This window comes from Mycolicibacterium flavescens, from assembly GCF_001722335.1.
GTDB lineage: Bacteria > Actinomycetota > Actinomycetes > Mycobacteriales > Mycobacteriaceae > Mycobacterium > Mycobacterium flavescens.
On record NZ_MIHA01000016.1, the window covers coordinates 79,482 to 104,942 of the forward strand.

Sequence of the window (25,461 nt, forward strand, 5' to 3'; positions counted from 1 at the left end):
GTCTTGGAAATTATGGACGTCATGCCATCAGACTCCTGTCTCCGCCGCAATGCGGTAATTGCGGACAGCTAGTGGACCGAACACGACTGCGAAAACGGCCACCCATCCGAGTGTCCCGAGCAAGGGCCACACGACACTCCCGCCTTCCGAGAGTGCGCGCATCAATTCGATGGGTGGCGACATTGGTTGGAACTGGATGACGGGCCGAAGCCATGACGGGAACATCTCCATGGGAGCGACACCGGAGCTACTGAACACCAATCCGATTGATGCCGAACCGAGGTATGTGTACATGGCGCTGCCGTCGGGGCCGACGGCCAACGCGAGCGTCGTTACGACCATTGCGAAGGTCATCACCATGACGACGGGGACAAGCAGGTACGGAAGTACCAGGAGCCAACTTCCGTGGAATCTCAACCCCATGGCGACGCCGAGTACGGTAATGAGCGCGGTGCTCACCACCGTCCGCGCACCCTCGGCGAGTAGTCGTCCGATGAGAGCGCTGGCTCGGTGCACGGGGAACGTCCAGAGCCTGCTCAACAAGCCGCAACGCCTCTCGCCGGGAATGGAGAACCCGGCCCCGAGAGCCCCGAACATGCCGCCTGCGAGCGCGCACAGCGGAACCAAACCGTTGAGATTGTCGGTGCCGGCCAGTCGCATCAGCGATTCGCTGACCAGGATGTGATAGATGACCAGCAGGAGCGTCGGGTAGACGACACTCTGGATCGGTAGCAGCGGCTCATTGCGCCACCGGACAAAATGGCGACGTGCAAACAGCATGCTCTCAACCGCGAGGGTGTTCAGCGAAGATGTCTTGACGGTCATCCGGTCCGCCTTTGCATCCGCACCGCGATCGCACCGAACACGACCAGCATGCCCAGACACCATGCCAGGGTGGCAAACAAGTTCCCAGACGTCACTTCGCCGCCGGCGAACCCGCGCAGCGTCTCGGTGACCTGTGAGATGGGCTGGTACTGGACAAACGGTTCGATCCAGTCCGGAAACGATTCCACGGGGGCCACTCCCGTCGACAGGAGAACCAGCAGCAGTTGTGGCACCAGGAGTAGTTGGCTCGCTGCGTCGAGTCTCCAGCCGATCGAGCCGGTCGCATCGGCACCCAGTGATAGCGCAAGGGTCAGCAGCAGAGCGACGACAACGAACGCAACGCCGTACCCGAAGCCGCCCGACATCCGGAACCCGAAAAGATAGGCGACGGCGACAGCCGCGACCAGCGCGAGTAGCCCCCGCATCAGGCAGTAGAGCATGCGTGCGGTCAGCGGCACAGCGGCTGATATCGGCAGCGTGCGTAGCCGAACGCCGAAATCAGCTCGTTGATCCTTGGCCGCACGTTCAGCGGTTGTCATCGCGCCGAGCAACATCGCCTGCACCACAACGGCGGGCAAGACGTACTGGGCGTAGCTGACTCCGCCCGTATCAATGACGTTCTGGAGCACGAGTGTGAACCCGATGAAGGTGGCGACGGGCGCGAGCACCGCGAAGAGGATGTCCCGGTCGCGGATCGTGCTCACGATGACCCGCTCGGTTAGCGCGACAAGCGCCGTCATACGGTAACGGTCCCAGGGGTCAAGTGCAGGAACACTTCGTCAAGCGACGGCTTGCGCAGCGAAATGTCATGCAGCTCAATGCCGAGCGCTTCGACGCGGCGTAGCACCTCGACCAGGGTCGCGACCCCTTCGGGCGCAGGAACGGCGACGGCGTTCGCCGAGTAGCTGATCTCAGCGCCCTCGATGTCCTCGACCGCTGCGAACAGCCGGGGTATGTCGGCGGGATTGACCGGCGACACCTCGCAGTAGCTGTGACCGAGGAGCCGTTTCAAGTCGTCGGATGTCCCGCTGGCGATGATCTGGCCGCCGTCGAGGATGACGATCGAATCGCTGAGAACGTCGGCTTCCTCGAGGTACTGGGTGGTCAGCAGAACGGTGATGTCCTGAGCTTTGAGAGCGGAAACCAGAGCCCAGACGTCGCGCCTGCTGCGTGGGTCCAGGCCGGTGGTCGGTTCGTCAAGGAACAGCACTTTCGGCTGGTCGACGAGGGCGGCCGCGATATCGATGCGTCGCCGCATTCCGCCCGAGTAAGTCGAGACGCGGCGATCGGCAGCATGGTTCATGTCGAACTGGTCGATCAATTCGGCGGCCCGTCGCCGCGCTTCGGCGCGACGCATTCCACGTAGCCGCGCGAACAACACAAGATTTTCCCGACCGGTGAGTGCACCGTCGAGCGCGGCCTCCTGCCCTGTCAGACCGATACTTGCGCGCACCTTCGCCGGCTGTCGGGCAACGTCGTATCCGGCCACCAGAGCGCGTCCGGAGCTGGGCCGCAAGAGGGTGGACAGAATCTTGACCACTGTGGTCTTGCCTGCCCCGTTGTGTCCCAACAGTGCGCACACCGAGCCCGTTGGTACCTGAAAGCTGACGTCCCGCAGTGCGGTCACATCCTCGCCGAAAGTTTTGCCCACGCCGTGCAGTTCGATCGCCATCATTCCGCCTTCGTCGTCGGCGCCATCGCGCCGCGGCCGAGCGCATAGACGGACCAGCCGGCGCCGACCCAGTAGTCGCGGTCGATCGCGTTGCGGGTGTCCAGCAGTCTCGGCTGCCTGACCAGCGACCGGAACGCAACCGGGTCGATGGCGCAGTACTCGTCCCACTCGGTGGCGAGCACGATCAGATCGACGTTGCGGCAGGCGTCCTCGACGGTCTCGCAGTACGTGAGGGTCGGGAAGATCGCCTTGGCGTTGCTGATCGCGCGCGGATCGTGCACCCGCACATCGGCTCCCTTGAGGTGAAGCGCCGCAGCCACATTCAGCGCGGGGGAGTCGCGCACGTCGTCGCTGTTCGGTTTGAACGCAGCCCCCAGCACGGCGACGTTCTTGCCCAGGCAGTCTCCGCCGAGCATCGCACCGGCGACCGTGACCGCCTTCTCGCGCCGCCGCACGTTGATCTTGTCGACCTCGTGCAGGAACGTCAGCGAATCAGAGGCACCCAGTTCTCCGGCGCGGGCGCTGAACGCCCGGATGTCCTTGGGCAGACACCCGCCGCCGAAACCCAGCCCGGCGTTGAGGAACTTGCGGCCGATGCGCTCGTCGTACCCCAGCGCACGGCCGAGGGTCACCACGTCGGCGTTGACCAGCTCGCAGACCTCGGCCATCGCGTTGATGAACGAGATCTTGGTCGCCAGGAAGGAATTCGCCGCGACCTTGACCATCTCGGCGGTCGCCAGATCGGTGGTCAGGTGCGGGGTGCCGGCCTCGATGAGGCGGCTGTACACCTGCTGCAGCGTCTTTTCTGCGTGTTCGGACGTGACGCCGAAGATCAGGCGATCCGGGTGCAGGGTGTCCTCGATCGCCTTGCCCTCACGCAGGAACTCCGGATTCCAGGAAAGCTCGAGCAGATCGCTTGCCGCCGTGCCCGCGAGTTCGTCCGAGAGGCGCTGGGCCGTGCCCACCGGGACCGTCGACTTGCCGACCACCAGGCCGGGGCTGTCGGCGTGCTCGGCAATCATGGCCACCGCACTATTGACGTAGCGCACGTCGGCGGCGTTGGAGCCGGGCGACTGCGGGGTGCCGACGCAGACGAAATGAACCGCTGCGCCCGAGACGGCTTCCTTGGGATCGTGGGTGAAATGCAGGCGGCCGGTCGTCAGGACCTCGGCGAGCATCTCCTCGAAACCGGGCTCGTAGAACGGCGACGCACCCGATGCGAGCCGGTCGATCTTCGCCGCATCGGTGTCGTATGCGCTGACCTCGTGCCCGAGATGCGCCATGCACACGGCGTGAACCGCGCCGAGATAACCCGTGCCGACGACGCTAATTCGCATCCGATGAAACCTGCATTCTCAAATCAGTCCTCACGCCAGGCAGCCAACAGTGCTCCGTCGGCGAATCCGGGAACAACGCGGACATGCCGACAAATCTGGGACCGGAAGCCTCAGCGTTTCGCGACTACCCCGCGGCTTACCAGGGGAACTTCGGCATGCCGAGCTTCAGCTTCGGCGGGCCGGGCAGTTGAAGCTTCGGTGCCGGCGGCAGCTGCAGCTTGGGCATCGGTGGGGCTTGCAGCTGCGGTGCCGGGAAGTCCGGCCAACCGATGGCCGGCGGCGCGACCGTGATGTCCGGGACGACGTCGGGCAGACCCATGCCGAAGGACACCGGCACCGACACCTCGGCGAGCTTCGGCACGTCGACCGCACCCCAGTTCGGCGCCGGCAACTGCTTGGCGGCGTTGAGGATCTCGCACCAGTCGCCGCGGCAGGGCTCGGCTGGCTTCTCCTCGCGCGGCTGCTCTTCGGCGGCGCGGTTCTCGGTGCCGGGAGCGGGCGCGGGTGCGGGCACCGGACGCGGCGGCTCGGCGACGGCAACGCCGCTCGAGAGAAGGAGGGCGCCGAGGCCGGCCGCGGTCGCGAGGGTCGTTCGCGCAGCGATGTGCTTGAGGCTCACTGATTCACTCCTGCCGTAGATACGACGATCATAGGTTGCTCGGGCGCAAAATGTGACATCCATTCTGTGCGCGGATGGACTGCTGCGGACCCGATCGGGAATTCGCGGTAACCGCCAGATGACGAGCAATCGCTGCCGGGCTTCCCGGCAAGGCCGTTTGCCCGCCGGATTCCTGGACGACGCGCGGCCAGCAAATTTGTCGACATTAGCTTTTGATCACGCGTCCAGCCGGGTGAACTGCCTGTTGTTGTACATCTCCACGCACGTCGAGCGGCGGATCTTGCCGCTGGTGGTGATCGGGATCGACCCGGGCGCCACCAGCACCAGTTCCGAGGCGCTCAGGCCGTGATTGCGCGAGATGGCCGAGGCGACCTCACCTTTGATCGACTCGAACCGCGCGCGGACCTCTTCGTCGGTGTCGCCGCGCTTCTTGAGCTCGACAATCGCTACCAACTTCTCGACGCGGGCGTCGGACACGGCGATCGCCGCGACGCGGCCGCCGGTGATCTCGCTGATCGTGGCCTCGATGTCCTCGGGATAGTGGTTGCGTCCGTAGACGATCAGCACGTCCTTGATGCGGCCCATGATGAACAGTTCGCCGTCGGACATGAAGCCGAGGTCACCGGTGCGCAGCCACTTGCTTTCGGGCAGACCGGCCGACGCGCTCACCAGCGTGCCACCGAACGTGCGGGCGGTCTCCTGCGGCTTCTGCCAGTAACCGGCGGCGACGTTCTCGCCGTGCACCCAGATCTCGCCGATCGTGCCCGCGGGGCTCTCCGTGTTGGTCTCCGGGTCGACGATGCGCACCGTGACCGACTCCGGGGTGCCGTAGCTGATCAGCGGGGTGCCGCCGCCGGCGGCGCGGCGCTCGGCATGGCCGGCCGAGAGCTTCTCGGACTCGAAGTCGACGATCAGCGGGGCGCTGCCCGGCGCGCGGGTGGCCACGTACACCGTCGCCTCCGCCAGACCGTACGACGCGCGGATGGCTTTCTCGGGGAAGCCGAACTTGGTGAACTTCTCGGTGAACCGCTGCACGGTCGCGGCGTGCACGCGCTCGCTGCCGCTGATGACGCCGAGCACGTCGCTCAGATCCACTCCGGACATGTCGTCCTCGGTCGTGCGCTTGACCGCGAGCTCGAACGCGAAGTTCGGCGCCGCGGTCAGCGTGCGGCCGTGCTCGCCGAGCAACTGGATCCAGCGGGCCGGGCGCTCCAGGAACGACAGCGGGCTCATCAGCACGCTGGGCAGGCCGCCGAGGATCGGCACGCAGATGCCCAGCAGCAGTCCCATGTCGTGGTAGAAGGGCAGCCACGAGACGACCGCGGTGTTCGGCGGCGGGATCTTGCCGATGTCGGTGAAGTAGTCGGCGTACATCTGCTCGAAGTTCGCCGACAGGTTGCGGTTGGTGACCATCACACCCGCGGGCTCGCGCGTCGAGCCCGAGGTGTACTGCAGGTAGGCCACCTCCTGGCTGACGTCACCGCGGATCCGGCGGATCTTCTTGTTGTCGGACTCGAGGGTGTCCACCACCACGACGGTCGGGTTCGTCTCCGTCGCCTCGGCGTAGCGCCTGACATCCTCGGCGACTGCCGACGTCGTCAGGATCACGGTCGGAGCGGTGTCCCGCAGCACCGAGGTCACCCGCTCGTCGTGCGCGCCGGGTTGTGGCACCGAAAGCGGCACGGCGATCAGACCCGCCTGCAATGATCCGATGAAGGCAGCGATGTAGTCGAGGCTCTGAGGGGCGAGGATGACCGCGCGGTCACCTTGCTCGCCGCAAACACTCAGCTCGGCCGCGACGTTTGCCGACCGCTTGTAGAGCTGAGAGTAGGTGAGCGTTTCCGGAAGCGGCGTGCCGTCGGGTGCATAGTCGATGAAAGTGAATGCCGTGTCGTTCGGCTGAAGACTGGAGCGTTCGCGCAACACGGCGGGAATGGAAGATCCCATCATCGGCGTACGTCGACCTTTCGTGTCTGGAGTGAAACCGGCTGCGAACAGCGTCTTTGCTAATTGACCGCGCGGATAATTGCTTCCAGCTTAAGCGTCCGCGGGTCGTACTGCGAACATTCGGTTGTAGACGATCGTAGAGCGCGAACGCCCAGTTTGCGTACTCCACGGAATGGCAAACGATAAAATCATCCGAATGAGATTTGCTGGAAATCGTCCCTTCGCCACAAAGCAAAGCAAGCAAATGTGCGTGGAGCGACGTGATACTAGCTGACTCCCCGTTCTAGATCGATCTTGATTTCTCGGTCGAGTCGTTCCAGCGAAAAATTGTGACCATTCGCGGACTCGACGGACCGGCAATCGTGATCCACGGGCGGCGGCGGACGGGGCGCACGAGCCGCTCCAGCACCGTGTGAATATTTTGCCAGAGTGTCAATATAAACTTCGCCCGACGGCGAAGCGGATGACCGCGGTTCCCTGGCAAGCACCGACGTGTTGCCGGTCCAGACGAGCAGCCCGTAGCCTCGTGAGGTGGCCGGCCTGGCAGGCGTCCGCGCCGACGAACTCACCGCGCTGGAGGTTTTCGACGGTTACCGGGCCGAGGCCCTGGTGCCGTTGGCAGCGCAGCTCCGACCGCTGCACGCAGAGGCCGGGCAGGTCCTCATGCACCAGGACGAGCTCGCCGTGTCCTTCCTGCTGATCGGTTCCGGCGAGGTCGAAGTCACCCACGCCGACAAGGACGGCCACGACACGGTCGCGAAGTTGACCCCGGGGATGATCGTCGGCGAGATCGCGCTGCTGCGGGACACGCCCCGTAGCGCCACCGTCGTCGCGAGCCGACCGGTGAGCGGCTGGGTCGGGGACCGTGAGGCGTTCGCCACCCTGCTGCTGATCCCCGGGATGGCCGACCGGCTGCTCAACACCGCACGGCAGCGACTCGCGGCCTACATCACGCCGATCGCGGTGCGCCTGCGGGACGGGTCCGAACTGTTCCTGCGGCCGGTCCTGCCCGGCGACAACGAACGCACCTCGAGCGGTCCCGTCGAATTCTCCAGCGAGACCCTCTACCGCCGGTTCCAGTCGGTGCGCATCCCGAGCACGTCGCTGATGCGGTACCTGTTCGAGGTCGACTACATCCACCACTTCGTGTGGGTGATGACCGACGGGGAGGAGGGGCCGGTGGTCGCCGACGCCCGCTTCGTGCGCGAGGAGAAGGACCCGTCGATCGCGGAGGTCGCGTTCATCGTCGCCGACGCCTACCAGAACCGGGGGATCGGCACGTTCCTGATGCGAGCGCTCGCGGTAGCCGCCAAATATCATGGCGTGCAACGGTTCACCGCGCGTGTGCTCACCGACAACTACCCGATGCGGGCGATCATGGACCGGTTCGGGGCGCACTGGGAACGCGACGACCTCGGCGTCGTCATCACCGACATCGACGTTCCGGACCCGGGACTTCCCGCCGGGCTGGTCCGGCAGATCCGAAATATGACGCGCCAGGTCGTGCGGGCGGTCGGCTGATGCGGGTCCCGATCTCCAAGGACACCCGGCTGTGCATTTCGCTGTCCGGGCGGCCCAGCAGCATCGGCACCCGCTTCCACAACTATCTCTACGACCTGCTGGGTCTCGACTACATCTACAAGGCGTTCACCACAACAGATATCGCCGCGGCCATCGCAGGCGTGCGTGCCCTGGGTATCCGAGGATGCTCGGTGTCGATGCCGTTCAAGCAGGACGTGCTCGCGCTCGTCGACGAAGTTGAGCCCTCCGCGCGGGCCATCGGCGCGGTCAACACAATCGTCAACGACCTGACGGTGCCCGGCGGCCGGCTCGCCGCCTCGAACACCGATTACCTTGCGGTGCAACGCCTCATCGATGAGCACCGCCTGGAACCGACGCAGTCGGTGCTGGTGTACGGCAGCGGCGGGATGGCCAACGCCGTCGCCACCGCCTTCCGCGACCACGGCTTCGAGCGCGGCACCGTGGTGGCCCGCAACGCCGAGACCGGCCGGGCGCTCGCCGACCGCATCGGCTACGACTACGCCGCCGAAGCGCACCGTGCCGATGTGGTCGTCAACGTCACGCCGGTCGGGATGGCCGGGGCCGCCGAGGCGGACCAGGTGCCGTTCAGCGACGCGGTGATCGCCGGTGCGCACACCGTGTTCGACGTGGTGGCGATACCGTCGGAGACGCCGCTGATCAGAGCCGCCCGGGCCGCCGAGGTCCGCGTGATCACCGGCGCCGAGGTGATCGCGCTGCAGGCCGCCGAGCAGTTCGAGCGCTACACCGGCGTGCGCCCGACCGTCGACCAGGTGATGGCCGCCTCCGCGGTGTCTAGGGCGTGATCTTGGTCTGCTCGTCGATGACGGCGGTCGCCTGGGCCAACGCGTCCATCTGATCCGCGGTCCCGTCGGCGTTCAGTTGCAGGACGAACAGGGCGTCCTGGCCCGGGATTACCACGGTCTTCTGGGCGATGGCCCGCTTCGCCCCGTCCTTGTCGTAGCTGCCGCCGAGCTGCACGGCCTCGAACCCGCCGAGTGTGGTCGGGCTGCCCGAGGTCGCGCCCTCGTATCCGGGCAGGTTCTGGATCTCGCCCGGCGCGAACTCGAGGATCTTGGCCGGGTCGACGGGACCGGTCAGCTTGGACACCAGCGCGATGATGGTCGGTGGGCTCTGCGCGAATTTCGGGTCCTCGGAAATGATTGCGCCGTAAGCCCATTGGGGCGTGGCCGGGCCGGCGTCGCGCCAGCCCGGCGGGAACGGCAGCTCGATCGCCGGCGAACCGGGGTCACCGCGCCTGACCGGCGTCTCCCGTATACCGTTGTCGCGGATGTAGTCCACGATCGTGTACTGCGGACCGGCCGCCTGCGCGGACGTCGGCGGCGCGGCTGCGCTGGTCTCCGAAGAGGTCTCCTCCGGGGCCGTTGCCTCGCTCTTGTCCTCTGAAGAGCAACCGGCGAGTCCCACGCCGAGTGCGACGGCCGCGACGGCGATCACGCCGGCTCTCATCGACCTGCTCATCGGTTCTCCCATCGGTTGTTCTGCGCCGTCGGTCGCGGCAGCCCCCGATGCGGGAAACTAGCTCATTTGCTGCCCGGTTGGCGGTGATTTCGCCGCCAAGAGCCGCCACCTGTTACAAACTTCTTGTACAAGGCGCGGGCGGCCCGGTTTCGGAGCTTGCTCGCCGGCAGCAGAGGGATGAGGGGGCCGCGATGCGCGTGGTTGGTCGGTCGATTGCGGCCGTGGCGGTGGCACTCCTGAGCACGATCGCGCTGGCGGTGGCGTGGACCGCCGCCACGGCGGTGCAGTTGGCGGCCAGCGCGCTGATCATGGGGGGCACCGAGCATCCGCTGCGGCCGCCGACCGACGGGCCCGGCTTCGTCAACTCGTACCTGTACAACGCGGTCAACGAGTTCATCAACCTCGCCGCCGACACACCGACCGGCACCGGCGGCGCCCGCATCGACGACGTGGACGGTGAGGTCTACGCCGTGACCTATCCCGCCGAGTTCTTCCCGGTGTTCGGTCGTAAGACCTTCGAGACGTCGGTCGGCGAGGGCCGCGCGAACCTGAACCTGTGTGCCCGCGGCGCGGCGGCGTGCGGCTTCAACCAGGACCCCGCCGTCGACCCCGGCCCGCCGACGGGACCCCCGGCGGTCGGCGAGGACCTGGTGATCTTCGGCTACTCGCAGAGCGCCGTCGTCGCATCGCTGGTCAAGCGCGACCTGATCGCCAACCCGCGGGAAGGCGGCGCGACGTCGTTCTTCCTGCTCGCCAACCCGATGCGGCCCAACGGCGGCATCCTCGCGCTCGGTCCTCGCGGGCTGACGATCCCGATCCTCGGCATCCCGTTCTACGGGCCCACCCCGACGAACAGTTGCGAGCTCGGCGAGTGCATGCCGACCGTCGACACCGCGGTGCAGTACGACATTCTCGGCGGGGATGCCCCGTCGAGCCTCACCAACGTGCTGGCGCTGATGAACGCCATGGCGGGTTACCTTCTGCTGCACGGCAACCTGGCGAACGCCAGCTTCGAGGACGCGCTGTACCAGGACTCGTACGGCGACACCGACTACTACCTGTATCCGACCGAGCGGCTGCCGATCCTGATGCCGCTGAGCGCCATCGTGCCGTCGCCGATCCTCACCGCACTGGACGCGCCGCTGCGGGCGGCGATCGAAGGGGCCTACCACCGCGGGGTCAACCCGGGGATTCCGATGGGCATGGGACTGACGTCGCTGCTGCCGTTCCACGACCCCGTGCGCACCGTCATCAACATCGTCCGGGCGATCCCGGTCGGCCTCGACGACGCGATCGCCGAAATGACCGGCAACCCGGACTTCCGCCCGTTCGGCACCACACCGACCACCAGCCCGTTCGGGGTCGGCGGCCGCGATCTGCCGCCGGCACCGGTCGACGAACCGGACGTGCCGGAAGAGGAAGAGTCAGATGAGGAGGACACGTCGCCGCTGAACGCGAGGGCCGCGAACGAGTCCGACGGTTCCGAGGACGACGATTCCGCTCCCGACGAGGAGGCGCAGGAGGAAGCCGACGACGACGCGTCGGTCGTCACTGGAACACCCGCCACCCAGCCGGGCAAGCCCAAGGTGCGCGGACCCATCGAGTTCGACTCCCGCAAGCAGGCCTCGACGCCGACGACCTCGGCGCCCGCGACCGGTCAGCCCACGACCGGCGAACCCGAGCCGGACGAACCGGAAGCCGACACCCCCGACGACTCCGACGACTCCGACGCCTCCGACGCCTCCGACGCCGACGCGTCCGACACCCCCGCGGCGGCCTAGGTCTGCCGGTCGCAGTTCAGCGAGACGGTGATCGACCGGCTGACCACCACCGTGACGTACTCGCGGTCCTCGCCCTTGCCGACGCGGAACGTGCGCGTGACCTCCTGCGGATTGCGGACGCTGGTCACCACGCACTGGTTGAGCGGCGCGGTGCCGACGCGGTCGATGACGACGTCGTATCCCGAGGCCTCGAGCTCGCCGATGGTCTGCAGCGCCCCGCCGGGCTGTACCGGCTGCGCCGACGCGACCGCCGCAGAAGCCAGGATGACCCCCGCCGTCGCTGCTGTTGCTGCCACACTCCAAAGAGCACGCATGACAGCCTCCGTCCCTTGAGAGTGGATGTTGCTACCTGTTGATCGCCGCCGGCGCTTGAAACGTTGCAGCGTGTGGGCGTTGGCGTCCGTGGTCGTGGCATGCGGCGCACCACCGGAAACGGCGAGTGAACCGTCGCCGCAGGCGCAGACGCACATCAACCCGGCCCGCATCGACCGGGCGCGTGCCGCGCTGCCGGACGGATACGAGGTCGCCGACCTCGACGGCCGCGTCGCCCCCGTGACGGCCTGGGGTTACGGACCGCGGTGGAGCACCGACCCGGTGCAGTGCGCGGTGCTCGCCGACCCGGTCGGGGACCAGCCCACCACCGGATGGTCGGCGTCGGGGCCCGGCGGCATCGTCTACGCGGCCGTCGCCGCTGCGGCCGGCGCGATTGATCGGGTCGCCGCGGCGGGTGCGCCCGACCGCGCGATCGTCGACGCGTGCGCGCGCTGGACGGTCTCGGGTGGCCGCACCACCGGCAGCATCGAGCTGACACCGGCACCCGCGCTACCCGACGCGACGACCCTCGCGATGGCCACCACGAGCACCACCGTCGTCGAGGGCGGCACTGAAACCCGTTCGCGCGCCGACACCGTCACCGCATATCTCGCGGGTCACGTCGCGTTCGTCGCCGTCGTCACCGATCCCGGATCGGCGCATCCGCAACTCGACGCCGACTTCGCGGCCACGCTCCTGGCGGAAACGGTGTCGGCGTTACGCGGTTAGACGACCATCGCCGGGTAAGTTGTGCGGCGATGTCGAACAGGGTGGTGGCGGTGCTCGCGTGCGCCGGCGTGCTCGCCGCGTGCGGGCAGTCCGGCCAGGACCTCTCCGACGCCGACATCGCCAAGGTCAAGGAGCTGCGGTCGAGCTTCGGTCCCGGGTTCACCGTCACCGATGTGGGGCCGACGGGCATCGACCCGCGGTTGCTCGGTCAGCAGTCGGTGCCCCCTGGCATGCAGTTCGAACCGGCTGACTGCGCGTCGTTCGCCAATCAGCAGATGGTGCCCGCGGGCGCGCATGGCAACATGGTCGCCACCACCGCCGAAGGCGAAGGGGTGCGGTTCATCACGATCGCGGTCGAGACGTCGCAGGCCGCGGAAGTCAAAGTGCCCGCGGACAATTGCCGCAAGGTCGGATTCGCCGGCGGCGGCGTGCGGGGGCTGGTCGAAGAGGTCGAGGCGCCGCAGATCGAGGGTGTGCAGACGCTGGGCACCCACCGGGTGCTGCAGACCGTGGTCGACGGCAAGCCGCGCACCGGCGAGCTGTACAACTACGTCGCGGGCTTCGGGACGTTCCTGGTGATCGTCACCGCCAACCCGTTGGTGCTGCCCGACAAGCCGGTCGCCAAGGTCGACACGCAGCGCGCGCGCGACCTGTTGGCGTCAGCGGTGAAGGCCGTCCAGAACTAACGCACGTCGTGCGGGCGGAACTGGATGCTGATCCGGGGGCCGACGGGACGCGTCGTCTTCGGGATCGCATGCTCCCAGGTGCGTTGACACGATCCGCCCATCACCAGCAGGTCGCCGTGCGAGTGCTGGAACCGCAGCGACTTGCCGCCGCCACGCGGGCGCAGCGCGAAAGTCCTTGTGGCGCCGAGCCCGACGATCGCCACCATGGTGTCCTCGGTGCTGCTGCGGCCGATCGTGTCGCCGTGCCAGGCGACGCTGTCGTTGCCGTCGCGGTACAGGCACAGGCCGGCGGTGGTGAACGGCTCGCCGAGTTCACCGGCGTAGGCGTCGTTCAGTCGGCGCCGGATCTGTTTGAGGCGCGGATGCGGTGGCGGTTCGTCGACCAGACGGTGGAAGCTGACCAGTCGCGGCACGTCGACCACGCGGTCGTACATCGGCCTGCGCTCGGCGCGCCACGGGATGGTGTCGATCAGCTCGCGGAACAGGCAGTCGGCATCGTCGAGCCAGCCGGACCGAAAGTCGACCCAGGCCCCGTCGCCGAGGTGGCGGCGCTCGGCGTGCTCGAACAGCGAGCTCTGCAGAGCCAGCTCCATGCCGGCCAGTTTATCGCACACCCGTTCGATCTGGTCAGAGCCGGACGGCACCGGGCCCCTTCTCGGCGAGCATGTCGCCGGGGTTGGTCAGCGCGCAGGTCTTCAGGCTCAGGCAGCCGCAGCCGATGCAGCCGGTCAGGTTGTCGCGGAGCCGCTGCAGGTGCAGGATCCGGTCGTCGAGGTCCTGGCGCCAGCCGGCGGAGAGCCGCGCCCAGTCCTTGCTCGTGGGCACCCGGTCGGTCGGCAGCGAGGCCAGCGCCTCGCGGATGCGTGACAGCGGGATGCCGAGCCGCTGCGACATCCGGATGAACGCGACGCGGCGCAGGGTTTCGCGGGCGTAGCGGCGTTGATTGCCGGTGGTGCGCCTGCTGTGGATGAGGCCTTCGCGTTCGTAGAAGTGCAGCGCCGAGACCGCAACACCGCTGCGGGCGGACAGCTCGCCGGGAGTCAGCTCGGGAATCAACTCCATAACATCAACCATAGTTGAGGTGGGGTGGGGTATTACGGTGCTAGATGTGACGTTGGGCTGCGACTCCGAGGTGGGCAAGCTGAGCGCGGCCATCCTGCACCGGCCCGGCGCCGAGCTTCAGCGGTTGACACCCCGCAACAACGACAGGCTGCTGTTCGACGGGCTGCCGTGGGTGGCCAAGGCGCAGCGTGAGCACGACGCGTTCGCCGCGCTGTTGAGGTCGCGCGGGGTCGAGGTGCTGCTGCTGGCGGATCTGCTGGCCGAGGCGTTGTCGCACAGCGGCGCGGCTCGGATGCACGGGATCGCGGCGGCGGTCGACCCGCGACGGCTGGGACTGCCTCTGGCGCAGGAGCTTACGGCCTACTTGCGGTCGCTGGAGCCGACCGCGCTGGCGCGGGTACTGATGGCGGGTCTGACGTTCAACGAATTGCCGCTCTCGGGTGGGGAATCGGGACTGGTCCGCCGGATGCATCACGGCGGGGACTTCGTGATCGACCCGCTGCCGAACCTGTTGTTCACCCGCGACTCGTCGTTCTGGATCGGGCCGCGGGTGGCGATCACGTCGCTGGCGCTGCCGGCGCGGGTGCGTGAGACGTCGCTGACCGACGTGATCTACGCGCACCATCCGCGGTTCCTCGGGGTGCGACGGGCCTACGAGTCGCGGTCGGCCCCGGTGGAGGGCGGCGACGTGCTGCTGCTGTCGCCCGGTGTGGTCGCGGTCGGGGTGGGGGAGCGGACGACGCCTGCGGGCGCGGAGGCGTTGGCGCGCAGCCTGTTCGACGACGACCTGGCGCACACCGTGCTGGCCGTGCCGATCGCGCAGGAGCGGGCGCAGATGCATCTGGACACCGTGTGCACGATGGTCGACGTCGACGCGGTGGTGATGTACCCGGCGGTGGTGGATTCGCTGTCGGCGTTCACGATCCACCGCAACGGGTCCGGCGGCGTGAAGATCGACGAGGCGGTGCCGTTCGTCGACGCCGCCGCGCAGGCGATGGGCATCGAGCGGCTCCGGGTGATCGCCACGGGCCTGGACCCGGTGACCGCCGAGCGTGAGCAGTGGGACGACGGCAACAACACGCTGGCACTCGAACCGGGCGTCGTCGTCGCCTATGAACGCAACGTGGAAACCAATGCGCGGCTGCGGGATTCGGGTATCGAGGTGTTGCCGATCGAGGCGTCGGAACTGGGCACCGGCCGCGGCGGCCCGCGGTGCATGTCGTGCCCGGCCGGCCGCGACCCGCTGTAGTTGTCGGGCTCGAGGCTCGTTTTTGCGTCCAGGGCTGTTGTCCGGCCGCTGACGCAGCCCTCAGCGCAATTTCCGCGGCGGCGTCCATCCTGCCGATGTCGTGAACATATTGCCCGCGGTCCTCGCTGTGGTGCAGACCCTCGTAGTCGAAGCCGACCTTCGGCTCGTCGTAGCCCATGTCGATGTACGCCTCCCGGAAACCGTCGGTCACGAGGATCTGGGTTCTCGGCGCGGGGAGGCCGTCGTCGATGAGGATCAGCCGGACGCGTGTCTCCTGCGGCGACTGCGCACCACCGTCCATCAGCGGCAGTGCAATACGCGCGCGTGGCAGACCTCGTGCCCGGGGGTAGCGCTCCGCGAGCGGCATGACCTCGGCAGCGGTCAGTCCGGTGGCTCGTGCCAGCGCGTCGAGGTATCGCACCGCGCTGTCGCGGGGGAAGTGGCGGGCCAGATCGAAGGCGGTTCGCAGCGGTGTCGTCACGGGCAGGCCGTCGATGAACTGGATGTCATCGGCGTCGATCCGCTCGTTTCGGACCACAATTCCCTCAGGTGGACGTCCGTTCTGCCACAGCATCTCAATCGGCGTAGTCGCGTCGACGTAGCGCGCACCGTGTAGCGCTGCTGCCGCGCGCCCGGCAATGATGCCGACTGGTAGACATCCGGAAACAGCGCGCGATAGTTCCATCGCAGACTCGCCCGGGTCAGCCCGCCGCCGGCCAGTGCGGCGCTGCCGATGAACACGTCTCTCATGCCGCGATGCTGACCCGTCGTGCCGACAAAACGCCTGCCCTGCGCGGTTAGTGCGCACAGGGCTGTGGATAAGGTCGATCGACGACCCTGTACGCAAAAACGAGCACGGCGGCGTGGAGAAACGTCACCGCCAGGACGGCAGCCAGATCTGCATGTTCCAGGTTCCCGGCGAGATCGGCAGCCCGGTCAGGATCGGGTACAGCCACGCGAAGTTCGTCAACACCAGCGCGACATAGAAACTCACCGCCAGCAGCCCCAGCGTTCGGCGCTCGGAGTTCTGGTTCGGCTTGTACAGGATGTCGCCGAGGATCAGCGCGATCATCAACACCAGGAATGGCGCCATCGTCGCGGCATAGAAGAAGTACATCTGCCGGTCGATGTCGGCGAACCACGGCAGAAAGCCCGCGCTGTAGCCGACCAACGCCACCGCGTAGCGCCAGTCGCGTTTGACGAACGCCCGCCACACCGCCCACGCCAGCACCGGGACCGCCAGAAACCACATGGCCGGCGTGCCGACCAGCATCACGGCCTTGACGCAGGACTGCGCGCCGCACCCGGGCACGTCCTGGTTGTCGATCGCATACAGCACCGGCCGCAACGACATCGGCCACGTCCACGGCTTGGACTCCCACGGGTGGTGGTTGCCGTCGGCGTTGGTCAGCCCGGAGTGGAACCGGTAGGCGGCATACGTGTAGTGCCACAGCGAGCGCAGCGCGTCGGGGATCGGCAGCACGCTGTCGGGGCCGATCGACTGGCCCACCTCGTGGCGGTTCACACCCGTCTCGGAGGCGAACCACGGTGTGTAGGACGCCAGGTACACCCCGAACGGGATCAGCACCAGCGCGTACAGCGACGGCCCCAGATCGCGGCGCAGCGCCCCCAGCCACGGGCGCGTCACCCGGTACTGCCTGCGCGCGACGATGTCGAACACCAACGTCATGACGCCGAAGAACGCGACGAAGTACAGCCCGGACCACTTTGTCGCACAGGCCAATCCGAGCAACACCCCGGCGCCGAACCGCCACCACCGCACGCCGAGGCGCGGTCCCCACGGCGTTTCGGCGATGCGGCCCTCGACCAGCGCGACGTGCATGCGCTCGCGCACCTGGTCGCGGTCGACGATGAGGCAGCCGAACGCGGCCACCACGAACGTCACCAGGAACCCGTCCAGCAGCGCGGTGCGGGCGGCGACGAAGCTCACCCCGTCGGCGATCACCAGCAGCCCGGCGATCGCTCCGACCAACGTCGACCGGCTGATGCGCCGCGCGATCCGCGCGACGAGCACCACCATGATCACCCCGCACACGGCGCCGGAGAACCGCCAGCCCAGCCCGGTGTAGCCGAACAGCGCCTCCCCGATCGCGATCAACTGCTTACCGACCGGCGGGTGCACCACCAGCCCGTAGCCCGGGTTGTCCTCGACGCCGTGGTTGTGCAGCACCTGCCAGGCCTGCGGGGCGTAGTGCTTCTCGTCGAAGATCGGGGTGCCGGCGTCCGTCGGCGAGCCGAGGTTGAGGAACCGTGTCACGGCGGCCAGCGCGGCGATCACCGCGGTCATCACCCAGCCCTGCAACCGGTCGACGGGCCCGAAGTCGGCGACCGGCACCTGCGGCGCCGGGCTGATGACCGGGACCGCGCGCGGCGCTTCGGTGGCGGGGGCGGTCACGGTTGCGATCGTAGGCTGTGGGACATGACCGCCGGCCGACTGCTCATCGCCGCCACGCCGCTGGGTCAACCCTCCGACGCGTCCGCGCGGCTTCTCAATGCGCTGCGCACCGCGGACGTCGTCGCCGCCGAGGACACCCGTCGCATCCGCACGCTGGCACAGTCACTGCAGGTCACCATGGCCGGCAAGGTGCTCAGCCTCTACGACCAGAACGAGGCCGCGCGGGTGGCCGGGCTGCTCGACGACATCCGCGCCGGGGCGACGGTGCTGCTGGTCAGCGACGCCGGCATGCCGCTGATCAGCGACCCCGGCTACCGGCTGGTGACCGCCTGCATCGAGGCCGGGGCGCCGGTGAGCTGCCTGCCGGGGCCGTCGGCGGTCACCACGGCGCTGGCGGTGTCCGGGCTGCCCGCCGAGCGGTTCTGCTTCGAGGGGTTCGTCCCCCGTAAGCAGGCCGCCCGCAAGACGTGGCTGGCGACGCTGGCCACCGAGCGGCGCACGTGTGTGTTCTTCGAGTCGCCGCGCCGGCTGGCCGACACCCTCGCCGACGCGGTCGACGTGCTCGGGCCGCAGCGGCGCGCGGTGGTGTGCCGCGAGCTGACCAAGACGCACGAGGAGGTGCTGCGCGGCTCGCTCGGCGAATTGGCCGAGTGGGCGGCCGACGGCGTGCTCGGCGAGATCACCGTGGTGCTGGCCGGTGCGGTGCCGAAGGCGGACCTGGACACGCTGGTCGCCGACGTCACCGCGCTGGTCGACGACGGCATGCGCGTCAAGGACGCCTGCGCGCAGGTGGTCGCCGCGACGCCGGGCGCCCCGTCACGGCGCGAGCTCTACGACGCGGTCCTGCGCTCGCGCGGCTAGCCCGACGATCGGCGCGGCCTTGTGCAGGCACTCGTCCCACTCGCGGTCGGGATCCGAGTCCGCGGTGATGCCCCCGCCGACGCCGAGCACCGCGCCGCCTGCGGCGTCGAACTCGACCGTGCGGATCGCCACATTCAGCTCGCAACCCGCCGCGGGTGACGCCAGACCGACTGTGCCGCAATACACTCCGCGCCGATACGGCTCCCAGCCGGTCAGCAGCTGACGCGCGCGGGTCTTCGGTGTCCCGGTCACCGACGCCGGCGGGAACGTCGCATCCGCCACGGTCGCCATCGGGACGTCGACACCCACCCGCGCCGCGACCGTCGACACCAGATGCCACACACCGGGCGCTGGCCGGATCGCCAGCAGTTCCGTCACCGACACCGTGCCGACGTCGGCGACGCGGCCGAGGTCGTTGCGCACCAGGTCGACGATCATGATGTTCTCGGCGACGTCCTTGACCGACGTACGCAACGCGGCGGGGTCGGCGTCGCGGGGCAGCGTGCCCTTGATCGGGCTCGACGTCACCGCGTCACCGCGCCTGCGCAGGAACAGTTCCGGCGACAACGACGCCACCGCACCCCACCCTCCGGCGACGAACGCCGCGCGCGACGGGCTCAACCGCTGCACCGCGTCGACGAAGAAGTCGAGGGCGGCTCCGGCCGTAAGCCTGCCGCGGAATCGCGTGCACACACACGCCTGGTACACCTCACCGTCGGCGATCGCCTCCAGGCAGGACAGCACGCCGCGGCGGTGCACGCCGCGATCCGGTGCCTCCCAGGCGATTTCGACCGGACAAGCGGTGGTCGGTGTCGCCAACGAGTCGAGGACCCAGTCCGGAATCGCTGCGCCGGTGAGACTTTCGTACCACCACCGCCCGTCGAGGTCCTGGCGCAGCACGCAGTCCGACCACCCGCCCGCGGCTTCGGGGATCCGCGGGCCGCGCCCGTCGCCGCCGGGGTCCGGGTACGACAGATAGCCGAACCAGCCGCCGCCGACGGCCTCGCCCGCACCCGTCGGGACGTCGAACGCCCGCGACGACGCCACCGCGGCCACCTCGACCGTCGGCGCGATCACCGCTCGCGAGCCGAACCAGTCGCCGATCAGCGCGGCCGGCGGCGCCAGCCCGCGCCCCGCCGCGCCGTGACCGATCGCGCGCAGCACCGCCGGGGCCTCGCCCAGGTCGCCGAGCCGGTCGATCCGCACCGCATCAGCTTGCTCGTTGGCGCGAGCAGACGCAAAGTGACCGGAAAACCCGCGAAAACAGGGCACTTCGCGTCTGCTCGCGCAAGGAAAACTTAGCGGCGGATCTCCCGCGGGATGTCGACGCCGACCAACTTGTCCGGGTTGCGCATCGCATAGAAGTGGGAGATCCGGCCGTCGGTGATCTCGAGGCTGACGATGCCCTCGAAGCTGTCGCCGAGATAGAGCTTCAGAGCCGGGGCGTTGTTGTACATCGCCGGCTCCACCCGCCCGGACTCGCCTGCCACCCGCACCAGGCCGATGAGCACCCGAGCGACCCTCTCGGCGCCGACGACCGGTTTGCGTGCCGCGCTGACCTTCCCGTCGCTGTCGGCGGTCCACTGCACGTCCTCGGTCAGCATCTCCAGCAGACCGTCGAAGTCGCCGGTGGCGGCCGCGGTGAAGAACCGCTGGGTGATCTCCATCGACGTCTTCGGGTCCACCGGCTCGAACCGCTTGCGCCGCGACTGGACGTGCTCGCGGGCACGGTGCGCCATCTGCCGCACCGCCGGCACCGATCGGCCCACCGCGGAAGCGATTTCGTCGTAGTCGAACCCGAACACCTCGCGCAGCACGAACACCGCGCGTTCGTCGGGACTCAACGTCTCCAACACGACCAGCATCGCCATCGACACCGACTCGGCGAGCATCACGTCGGCCGACGCGTCGTCGGAGACCAGCAGCGGTTCGGGCAGCCACGGCCCGACGTAGTCTTCGCGCCTGCGCGACTGCGCGCGCAGCGTGTTGAGCGACTGCCGGGTGACGAGCTGGGCGAGGTAGGCCTTGGTGTCGCGCACCGACGCCAGGTCCACCTCCGCCCAGCGCAGATAGCTCTCCTGCAGGACGTCGTCGGATTCGGTTGCGCTGCCCAGGATCTCGTAAGCGATCGTGAACAGCAGCGGACGCAGCAGCGTGAACCGTTCGGCGTGCTCGCTCATCGGACCGGCATCGCGACCGCCACCTGGCCGCGGCGCGGGTTCTTCTTCCAGGTGTAGGAGCCCGGCTTGTCGGCCTCTCCGCGCATCCACTTCAGCGTGTACCGGCACACCTGCTCCTTGACCAGCGCGCCGGTGCGCCCGCCGATGTACCACCGCCGCGGGGTGTCGTCGACGTTGGCGAACTGGAACGTGCCCGCCTTGCGGCCGAGGCTGATGCACTGCCCGGCCATCGCGTGGTTCACCGCGGCGGGGTCCTCGCCGGCGAGGCGCGCCAGCACCGTGTTCGCGGCCTGCGCGCCCAGCGGCAGCGCGGCCTGGCAGCTCATCCGCCACGGCGCGTCCGACGGCGACACCGCGTCGCCCGCGCCGAGAATCCGCGGATCGCTGATGCTGGTCAGCGTCTCGTCAGTGAGCAGGCGGCCGAGGCGGTCGGTGCTCAGCCCGCTGGCCGCCGCCAGCCCCGGCACGCCGAAGCCCGCGGTCCAGACCGTCACGGCGGCGGCCACCTCGCGCCCGTCGCCCAGCACCACACCATCGGCGCGCACCTCGGCGACCGCGCTGCCCTCGATGACGGTGACAGCCAGCTTGCGCAGCCGCTTGGCGATGGACCGGCGCCCGCTGTCGGCCAGCGACGGCCCGAGCACGTCGGTGACCAACGTGACCGGACGGCCGGCCTCGGCGAACTCGGTGGCCGCCTCGATGCCGGTGAGCCCGCCGCCGACCACCACGAGCGGCGCCGAGACCGGCACGTCGGCCAGCCGGGTGGCCAACCGCTGTGCCTGCTCCAATTCGCCGATCGGGTAGCTGAATTCGGCTGCGCCCGGCACTGCGGCGGGCACCGTTCCGGTGCTGCCGACGGCGTAGATCAGATAGTCGTACCGCAACCTGTCGCCGGAGCTCAGCGTGACGGTGCGGGTGGCCGCGTCGATGCGCTCGGCGCCGTCGACCACCAACCGCACGCTGCCGGCCAGCACGGCGGCGTAGTCGGCGACGGCGTCGTCGTTACCCGCGACCAGCTGATGCAGCCGGATCCGCTCCACGAACGCCGGGCGGGGATTCACCAGCGTCACGTTCGCGTGCGGGGCGAGCCGGTTGGCGGCCATCACGCCGGCGTAGCCGCCGCCGATAACGACGACGTCGGTGTTGTGTTGGGTCATGTCGGTCTCCTGTGCGTCAGTCGGCTCCGCGTCGAGCCGGTCTGCCCTCCAGACACCGGGCGCTCCCGGATTGTGACAGCCCGGCGCCGCGGTGTGTCGCACATCACTACCGGCTGATCCGCCGCGGGGTGGTGATGCCGGTCAGCTTGTCCGGGTTGCGCATCGCGTACAGGTTGGTGATCTTGTCGTCGATCACCTCGAACACGAAGAGCCCCTCGAGGTGCTCACCGGTGTAGACGACGACGGCCGGCGCGCTGTTGTAGACGGCGGTCTCGAACCGGATGTCCGGTGTCTCGGCGGCCACCGCGAACAGGCGGGCCATCAGCGCCGCCACCCGGCGGGCCCCGACGACCGGCCTGCGGATCGCGGTGGCCTTCCCGCCGTGGTCGGCGGTCCAGGTGACCCGCGGGGCCAGCAGCGCCATCAGCCCCGCCATGTCGCCGGTGGCCGCGGCCTGCAGGAACTGCTCGGTGATCTGCGTGGTCCGCTCGGCGTCGACGGGGCCGAACCGGTTGCGGCGGGCGTGCACGTGGTCGCGGGCCCGGTGCGCCATCTGGCGCACCGTGGCCACCGACCGGTCGACCGCCGCGGCGATCTCGTCGTAGTCGAAGTCGAACACCTCGCGCAGCACGAACACCGCCCGCTCGTCGGGGGTCAGCGTCTCGAGCACCACCAGCATGGCCATCGACACCGACTCGGCGAGCATCACGTCGGCCGACGCGTCGTCGGAGACCAGCAGCGGTTCGGGCAACCAGGGGCCGACGTACTCCTCGCGGCGACGCGCCCTGGCGCGCAGCGCGTTGAGCGCCTCGCGGGTCACCAACCGCGCGAGATACGACTTCGTGTCGCGCACGGTGCTCAGATCGACGTCGGCCCACCGCAGATAGCTGTCCTGCAGCACATCGTCGGATTCGGTTGTGCTGCCCAGTATTTCGTAGGCGATCGTGAACAGTAGCGGCCGAAGCAGCGTGAACCGCTCGGCGTGCGGTGTCGTGGGTTCAGTCACGGCTGCCTCACCAACGCCTTCTCTTCGGGTCGCGGTCCGCCCTTGAGCCAGAACGTCCACTCCGGCTTGCGGGCCGTGCGTCGCATCGCCCACAGTGTGCCCTTGCAGACCGCCTCTTTGAACCTCGCCACTGCGCGGCCGCCGAGGTACAGGTTGACCGCGGTGTCGTCCTTGCGGGTGAACTGCAGCGTGGCGGTGCGCCGGCCGAGGCTGATGCAGGATCCGCCGTAGGCGTACTCGAACCGCGCGGCCGGCGTGCCCGCGATGTGGGCGAGCACCGTTTCGGCGGCCTGCGGCGCCAGCTGGTTCGCGGTCGCGCAGCACATGCGCAGCGGCTCGTCGGAGGGGGCGGCGCAGTCGCCGGCGGCGACGATTCGCGGGTCGGAGACGCTGGTCAGCGTCTCGTCGGTGATCAGCCGGCCGAGCCCGTCGGTGCGCAGAACGCTCGCGGCGGCCAACCCCGGGACACCGAAGCCGGCCGTCCACACCGTCAACGCGCTCGGCCGCACCGCACCGTCGGCGAACACGACGCCGTCGGCGCGCACCTCGGTCACGACTTCGGATTCGCGGACCGTGACACCCAGCCGGGCCAGCGCCTTGGCCACCGAGCGCCGGCCGGGCGCCGACAGCGACGGCCCGAGTCGGCCGCCGCAGACCAGCGTGACGCGGCGACCCTGTTCGGCCAGTTCGGCGGCGAGCTCGATGCCGGTGAGCCCGGCGCCGACGACGGTCACCGGCGCCGCGGGGTCCAGCTTCACGAGCGCACCGCGCAACCGTTCGGCGTGCTCGAATTCGGCTACCTGGTAGGCGAATTCGGCGGCGCCGGGTACGTCGGGGGTGCCTGCCGTGCTGCCGACCGCGTAGATGAGGTGGTCGTAGGCCACCTGCGCGCCGGAGGCCAGCGCGACGGTCCCGGCGGCGCTGTCGATGCGCGTCGCGGTGTCCACGACCAGCCGGATGCCCTCGCCGAGCAGCGTGCCGTAGTCGGCGGTGGCGTCGTAGTCCGCGGCGGCCAACTGGTGCAGCCGGATCCGCTCGACGAACCGGGGTCGCGGGTTGATCAGCGTGATGTCGAGGTCGTCGCGGACCCGCAGGTGGTTGGCCGCCAGCGTGCCGGCGTAACCGCCGCCGATCACGACGACTTTGGTGGTGGTGTGCGTGTGGGTTGTGTCGTTTCCAGTCATGCCCTCAAGACACCGCGCGCCGCGGTGGCGTGACAGAACGTGACCCAGGTCACTACGGCCTCGTCACACCAGGCCGAGGGAGAGCATCGCGTCGGCCACCCGGATGAACCCGGCGATGTTCGCGCCCGCCACGTAGTTGCCGGGCTGCCCGTACTCGTCGGCGGTCACCAGGCACCGGTTGTGGATGCGGCGCATGATCTGCTCGAGGCGCATTTCGGTGTCGGCGAATGTCCACGAGTCCCGTGACGCGTTCTGCTGCATCTCCAGCGCGCTGGTGGCGACGCCGCCCGCGTTGGCGGCCTTGCCGGGCGCGAACGTCACGCCCGCCTCGGTGAAGTACTTGACCGCGTCCGGCGAGCACGGCATGTTCGCGCCCTCGGCGACGACGCGGCAACCGTTGGTGATCAGCGCCCGTGCCTCGTCGCCGTTGATCTCGTTCTGGGTCGCGCACGGCAGTGCGATCTCGCACGGCACGCTCCAGACGTTGCGGTCCTCGACGAAATGGGCTGCGCCGCCGCGGATGTCGACGTAGTCGGCGATCCGGGCCCGCCGCACTTCTTTGACCTCTTTGATGATGTCGAGGTCGACGCCCTTCTCGTCGACCACGAAGCCGCTGGAGTCCGAACAGGCCACCACGGTGCCGCCGAGTTCCTGGATCTTCTCGATCGCGTAGATCGCGACGTTGCCCGAACCCGACACCACGACGCGCTTACCTTCGAAGGTGTCGTTCTTGGCCTTGAGGATCTCGTTGACGAAGAACACCGTGCCGTACCCGGTGGCCTCGGTGCGGACCTGCGAGCCGCCCCACGTCATACCCTTGCCGGTGAGCACACCGGACTCGTAGCGGTTGGTGATGCGCTTGTACTGCCCGAAGAGGTAACCGATTTCGCGCTGGCCCACGCCGATGTCGCCGGCCGGGACGTCGGTGTACTCGCCGAGGTGGCGGTACAACTCGGTCATCAGGGACTGGCAGAACCGCATCACCTCGTTGTCGGAGCGGCCCTTGGGGTCGAAGTCCGCCCCGCCCTTGCCGCCGCCGATCGGCATCCCGGTCAGCGAGTTCTTGAAGATCTGCTCGAACCCGAGGAACTTGACGATGCCGAGGTAGACCGACGGGTGAAACCGCAACCCGCCCTTGAACGGTCCGAGTGCCGAGTTGAACTCGACGCGGAACCCGCGGTTGATCTGCACGGTGCCGCGGTCGTCGACCCACGGCACCCGGAAGATGATCTGGCGCTCCGGCTCGCACAACCGCCGGATCACCTCGGAGTCGACGTATTCGGGGTGCTTCTGCACCACCGGCCCGAGGCTGGTCAGCACCTCGTAGACGGACTGGTGGAACTCGGCCTCGCCGGCGTTGCGCCGGGCGACCTCTTCGTAGATGTCGTGCAGCTTGTCGGGTAAACCGTTCACGTTC

Annotated in this window: 24 protein-coding genes and 1 pseudogene; 7 read left to right on the forward strand and 18 right to left on the reverse strand. The window is 68.6% G+C overall.

Going from position 1 to position 25,461, the window contains the following annotated elements:
* Positions 1–27: 27 nt before the first annotated feature.
* From BHQ18_RS30155 to BHQ18_RS20385, 6 genes are all read right to left on the reverse strand, one after another.
* The gene (locus tag BHQ18_RS30155) at positions 28–825 is read right to left on the reverse strand and encodes an ABC transporter permease (protein ID WP_069415449.1); all 798 of its coding nucleotides are present in this window, start codon (positions 823–825) and stop codon (positions 28–30) included.
* The gene (locus tag BHQ18_RS30160; RefSeq protein WP_069415450.1) at positions 822–1,565 is read right to left on the reverse strand and encodes an ABC transporter permease; all 744 of its coding nucleotides are present in this window, start codon (positions 1,563–1,565) and stop codon (positions 822–824) included. Before BHQ18_RS30160 ends, BHQ18_RS30155 begins: the two co-directional genes overlap by 4 nt.
* Positions 1,562–2,497 carry an efflux ABC transporter ATPase subunit, DrrA-related gene (locus BHQ18_RS20370; protein WP_069415451.1) on the reverse strand — a complete coding sequence of 312 codons (936 nt, stop codon included), beginning with the start codon at positions 2,495–2,497 and terminating at the stop codon, positions 1,562–1,564. Before BHQ18_RS20370 ends, BHQ18_RS30160 begins: the two co-directional genes overlap by 4 nt.
* Positions 2,497–3,834 (reverse strand): UDP-glucose dehydrogenase family protein, encoded by a 1,338-nt coding sequence (locus BHQ18_RS20375; protein ID WP_069415452.1) that lies wholly within the window; start codon positions 3,832–3,834, stop codon positions 2,497–2,499. Before BHQ18_RS20375 ends, BHQ18_RS20370 begins: the two co-directional genes overlap by 1 nt.
* A 136-nt stretch (positions 3,835–3,970) precedes the next feature.
* Positions 3,971–4,453, reverse strand: a complete 483-nt coding sequence (locus BHQ18_RS20380; RefSeq protein ID WP_069415453.1) for a hypothetical protein — start codon at positions 4,451–4,453, stop codon at positions 3,971–3,973.
* Positions 4,454–4,669: 216 nt separating this feature from the next.
* On the reverse strand, positions 4,670–6,403 hold the full coding sequence (locus tag BHQ18_RS20385) for an AMP-binding protein (RefSeq protein WP_069415454.1): 1,734 nt from the start codon (positions 6,401–6,403) through the stop codon (positions 4,670–4,672).
* Positions 6,404–6,931: 528 nt separating this feature from the next.
* Between BHQ18_RS20385 and BHQ18_RS20390 the strand changes: the two genes are divergently transcribed.
* Both BHQ18_RS20390 and BHQ18_RS20395 read left to right on the forward strand, forming a co-directional pair.
* Positions 6,932–7,921, forward strand: coding sequence for an acetyltransferase Pat (locus BHQ18_RS20390; RefSeq protein WP_069415455.1), 990 nt, complete (start codon positions 6,932–6,934; stop codon positions 7,919–7,921).
* Positions 7,921–8,745 carry a shikimate 5-dehydrogenase gene (locus tag BHQ18_RS20395; protein WP_205866154.1) on the forward strand — a complete coding sequence of 275 codons (825 nt, stop codon included), beginning with the start codon at positions 7,921–7,923 and terminating at the stop codon, positions 8,743–8,745. The genes BHQ18_RS20390 and BHQ18_RS20395 overlap by 1 nt, the downstream gene beginning before the upstream one ends.
* Here the strand turns inward: BHQ18_RS20395 and lpqN are convergent.
* Positions 8,735–9,421: an envelope biogenesis lipoprotein LpqN gene (gene lpqN, locus BHQ18_RS20400; RefSeq protein ID WP_069415512.1), complete on the reverse strand. Its 687-nt coding sequence runs from the start codon at positions 9,419–9,421 to the stop codon at positions 8,735–8,737. The two genes, BHQ18_RS20395 and lpqN, sit on opposite strands and share 11 nt — an antisense overlap.
* Before the next feature lie 221 nt (positions 9,422–9,642).
* On the opposite strand from lpqN, the gene BHQ18_RS20405 reads away from it, so the two are divergent.
* Positions 9,643–11,202 carry a PE-PPE domain-containing protein gene (locus BHQ18_RS20405; protein ID WP_234794248.1) on the forward strand — a complete coding sequence of 520 codons (1,560 nt, stop codon included), beginning with the start codon at positions 9,643–9,645 and terminating at the stop codon, positions 11,200–11,202.
* Here the strand turns inward: BHQ18_RS20405 and BHQ18_RS20410 are convergent.
* Positions 11,199–11,516, reverse strand: coding sequence for a hypothetical protein (locus BHQ18_RS20410; protein WP_069415457.1), 318 nt, complete (start codon positions 11,514–11,516; stop codon positions 11,199–11,201). The genes BHQ18_RS20405 and BHQ18_RS20410 overlap by 4 nt on opposite strands.
* 88 nt (positions 11,517–11,604) lie before the next feature.
* Here BHQ18_RS20410 and BHQ18_RS20415 point away from each other — a divergent pair, with 88 nt between their 5' ends.
* A complete protein-coding gene (locus tag BHQ18_RS20415; protein WP_324614074.1) occupies positions 11,605–12,243 on the forward strand; it encodes a DUF5642 family protein in 639 nt (212 codons plus the stop codon).
* 29 nt (positions 12,244–12,272) lie between these two features.
* Entirely contained in the window at positions 12,273–12,929 is a 657-nt protein-coding gene (locus tag BHQ18_RS20420) for a DUF5642 family protein (RefSeq protein WP_069415459.1), read from the forward strand.
* On the opposite strand, the gene BHQ18_RS20425 is transcribed toward BHQ18_RS20420, so the two are convergent.
* Complete coding sequence (locus BHQ18_RS20425) at positions 12,926–13,522, reverse strand: alpha-ketoglutarate-dependent dioxygenase AlkB (protein ID WP_069415513.1); 597 nt, start codon at positions 13,520–13,522, stop codon at positions 12,926–12,928. The two genes, BHQ18_RS20420 and BHQ18_RS20425, sit on opposite strands and share 4 nt — an antisense overlap.
* A gap of 34 nt (positions 13,523–13,556) precedes the next feature.
* Positions 13,557–13,991, reverse strand: coding sequence for a redox-sensitive transcriptional activator SoxR (gene soxR, locus BHQ18_RS20430; protein ID WP_069415460.1), 435 nt, complete (start codon positions 13,989–13,991; stop codon positions 13,557–13,559).
* A gap of 37 nt (positions 13,992–14,028) precedes the next feature.
* Between soxR and arcA the strand changes: the two genes are divergently transcribed.
* Positions 14,029–15,240 carry an arginine deiminase gene (gene arcA, locus BHQ18_RS20435; protein WP_069415461.1) on the forward strand — a complete coding sequence of 404 codons (1,212 nt, stop codon included), beginning with the start codon at positions 14,029–14,031 and terminating at the stop codon, positions 15,238–15,240.
* Here the strand turns inward: arcA and BHQ18_RS30595 are convergent.
* Together BHQ18_RS30595 and BHQ18_RS20445 are read right to left on the reverse strand one after the other, a co-directional pair.
* A pseudogene (locus BHQ18_RS30595) lies at positions 15,230–15,990 on the reverse strand (hypothetical protein); the annotation flags it as partial. The gene arcA and the pseudogene BHQ18_RS30595 sit on opposite strands and share 11 nt — an antisense overlap.
* A 124-nt stretch (positions 15,991–16,114) precedes the next feature.
* Complete coding sequence (locus BHQ18_RS20445; RefSeq protein WP_069415463.1) at positions 16,115–17,656, reverse strand: dolichyl-phosphate-mannose--protein mannosyltransferase; 1,542 nt, start codon at positions 17,654–17,656, stop codon at positions 16,115–16,117.
* 24 nt (positions 17,657–17,680) lie between these two features.
* Here BHQ18_RS20445 and rsmI point away from each other — a divergent pair, with 24 nt between their 5' ends.
* Positions 17,681–18,517, forward strand: coding sequence for a 16S rRNA (cytidine(1402)-2'-O)-methyltransferase (gene rsmI, locus BHQ18_RS20450; RefSeq protein WP_069415464.1), 837 nt, complete (start codon positions 17,681–17,683; stop codon positions 18,515–18,517).
* Here the strand turns inward: rsmI and BHQ18_RS20455 are convergent.
* The 6 genes from BHQ18_RS20455 to gdhA all read right to left on the reverse strand — a co-directional run bounded on the left by BHQ18_RS20455 (position 18,473) and on the right by gdhA (position 25,457).
* Positions 18,473–19,723 (reverse strand): aminodeoxychorismate synthase component I, encoded by a 1,251-nt coding sequence (locus BHQ18_RS20455; protein WP_069415465.1) that lies wholly within the window; start codon positions 19,721–19,723, stop codon positions 18,473–18,475. The two genes, rsmI and BHQ18_RS20455, sit on opposite strands and share 45 nt — an antisense overlap.
* Positions 19,724–19,815: 92 nt before the next feature.
* On the reverse strand, positions 19,816–20,697 hold the full coding sequence (locus tag BHQ18_RS20460; RefSeq protein ID WP_069415466.1) for an RNA polymerase sigma-70 factor: 882 nt from the start codon (positions 20,695–20,697) through the stop codon (positions 19,816–19,818).
* A complete protein-coding gene (locus BHQ18_RS20465; RefSeq protein WP_069415467.1) occupies positions 20,694–21,854 on the reverse strand; it encodes an NAD(P)/FAD-dependent oxidoreductase in 1,161 nt (386 codons plus the stop codon). The genes BHQ18_RS20460 and BHQ18_RS20465 overlap by 4 nt, the downstream gene beginning before the upstream one ends.
* Positions 21,855–21,960: 106 nt before the next feature.
* Positions 21,961–22,860, reverse strand: coding sequence for an RNA polymerase sigma factor SigJ (gene sigJ, locus BHQ18_RS20470; RefSeq protein ID WP_069415468.1), 900 nt, complete (start codon positions 22,858–22,860; stop codon positions 21,961–21,963).
* Positions 22,857–24,044, reverse strand: a complete 1,188-nt coding sequence (locus BHQ18_RS20475; RefSeq protein ID WP_069415469.1) for an NAD(P)/FAD-dependent oxidoreductase — start codon at positions 24,042–24,044, stop codon at positions 22,857–22,859. The genes sigJ and BHQ18_RS20475 overlap by 4 nt, the downstream gene beginning before the upstream one ends.
* A 63-nt stretch (positions 24,045–24,107) precedes the next feature.
* The gene (gdhA, locus tag BHQ18_RS20480; RefSeq protein ID WP_069415470.1) at positions 24,108–25,457 is read right to left on the reverse strand and encodes an NADP-specific glutamate dehydrogenase; all 1,350 of its coding nucleotides are present in this window, start codon (positions 25,455–25,457) and stop codon (positions 24,108–24,110) included.
* Positions 25,458–25,461: the final 4 nt, after the last annotated feature.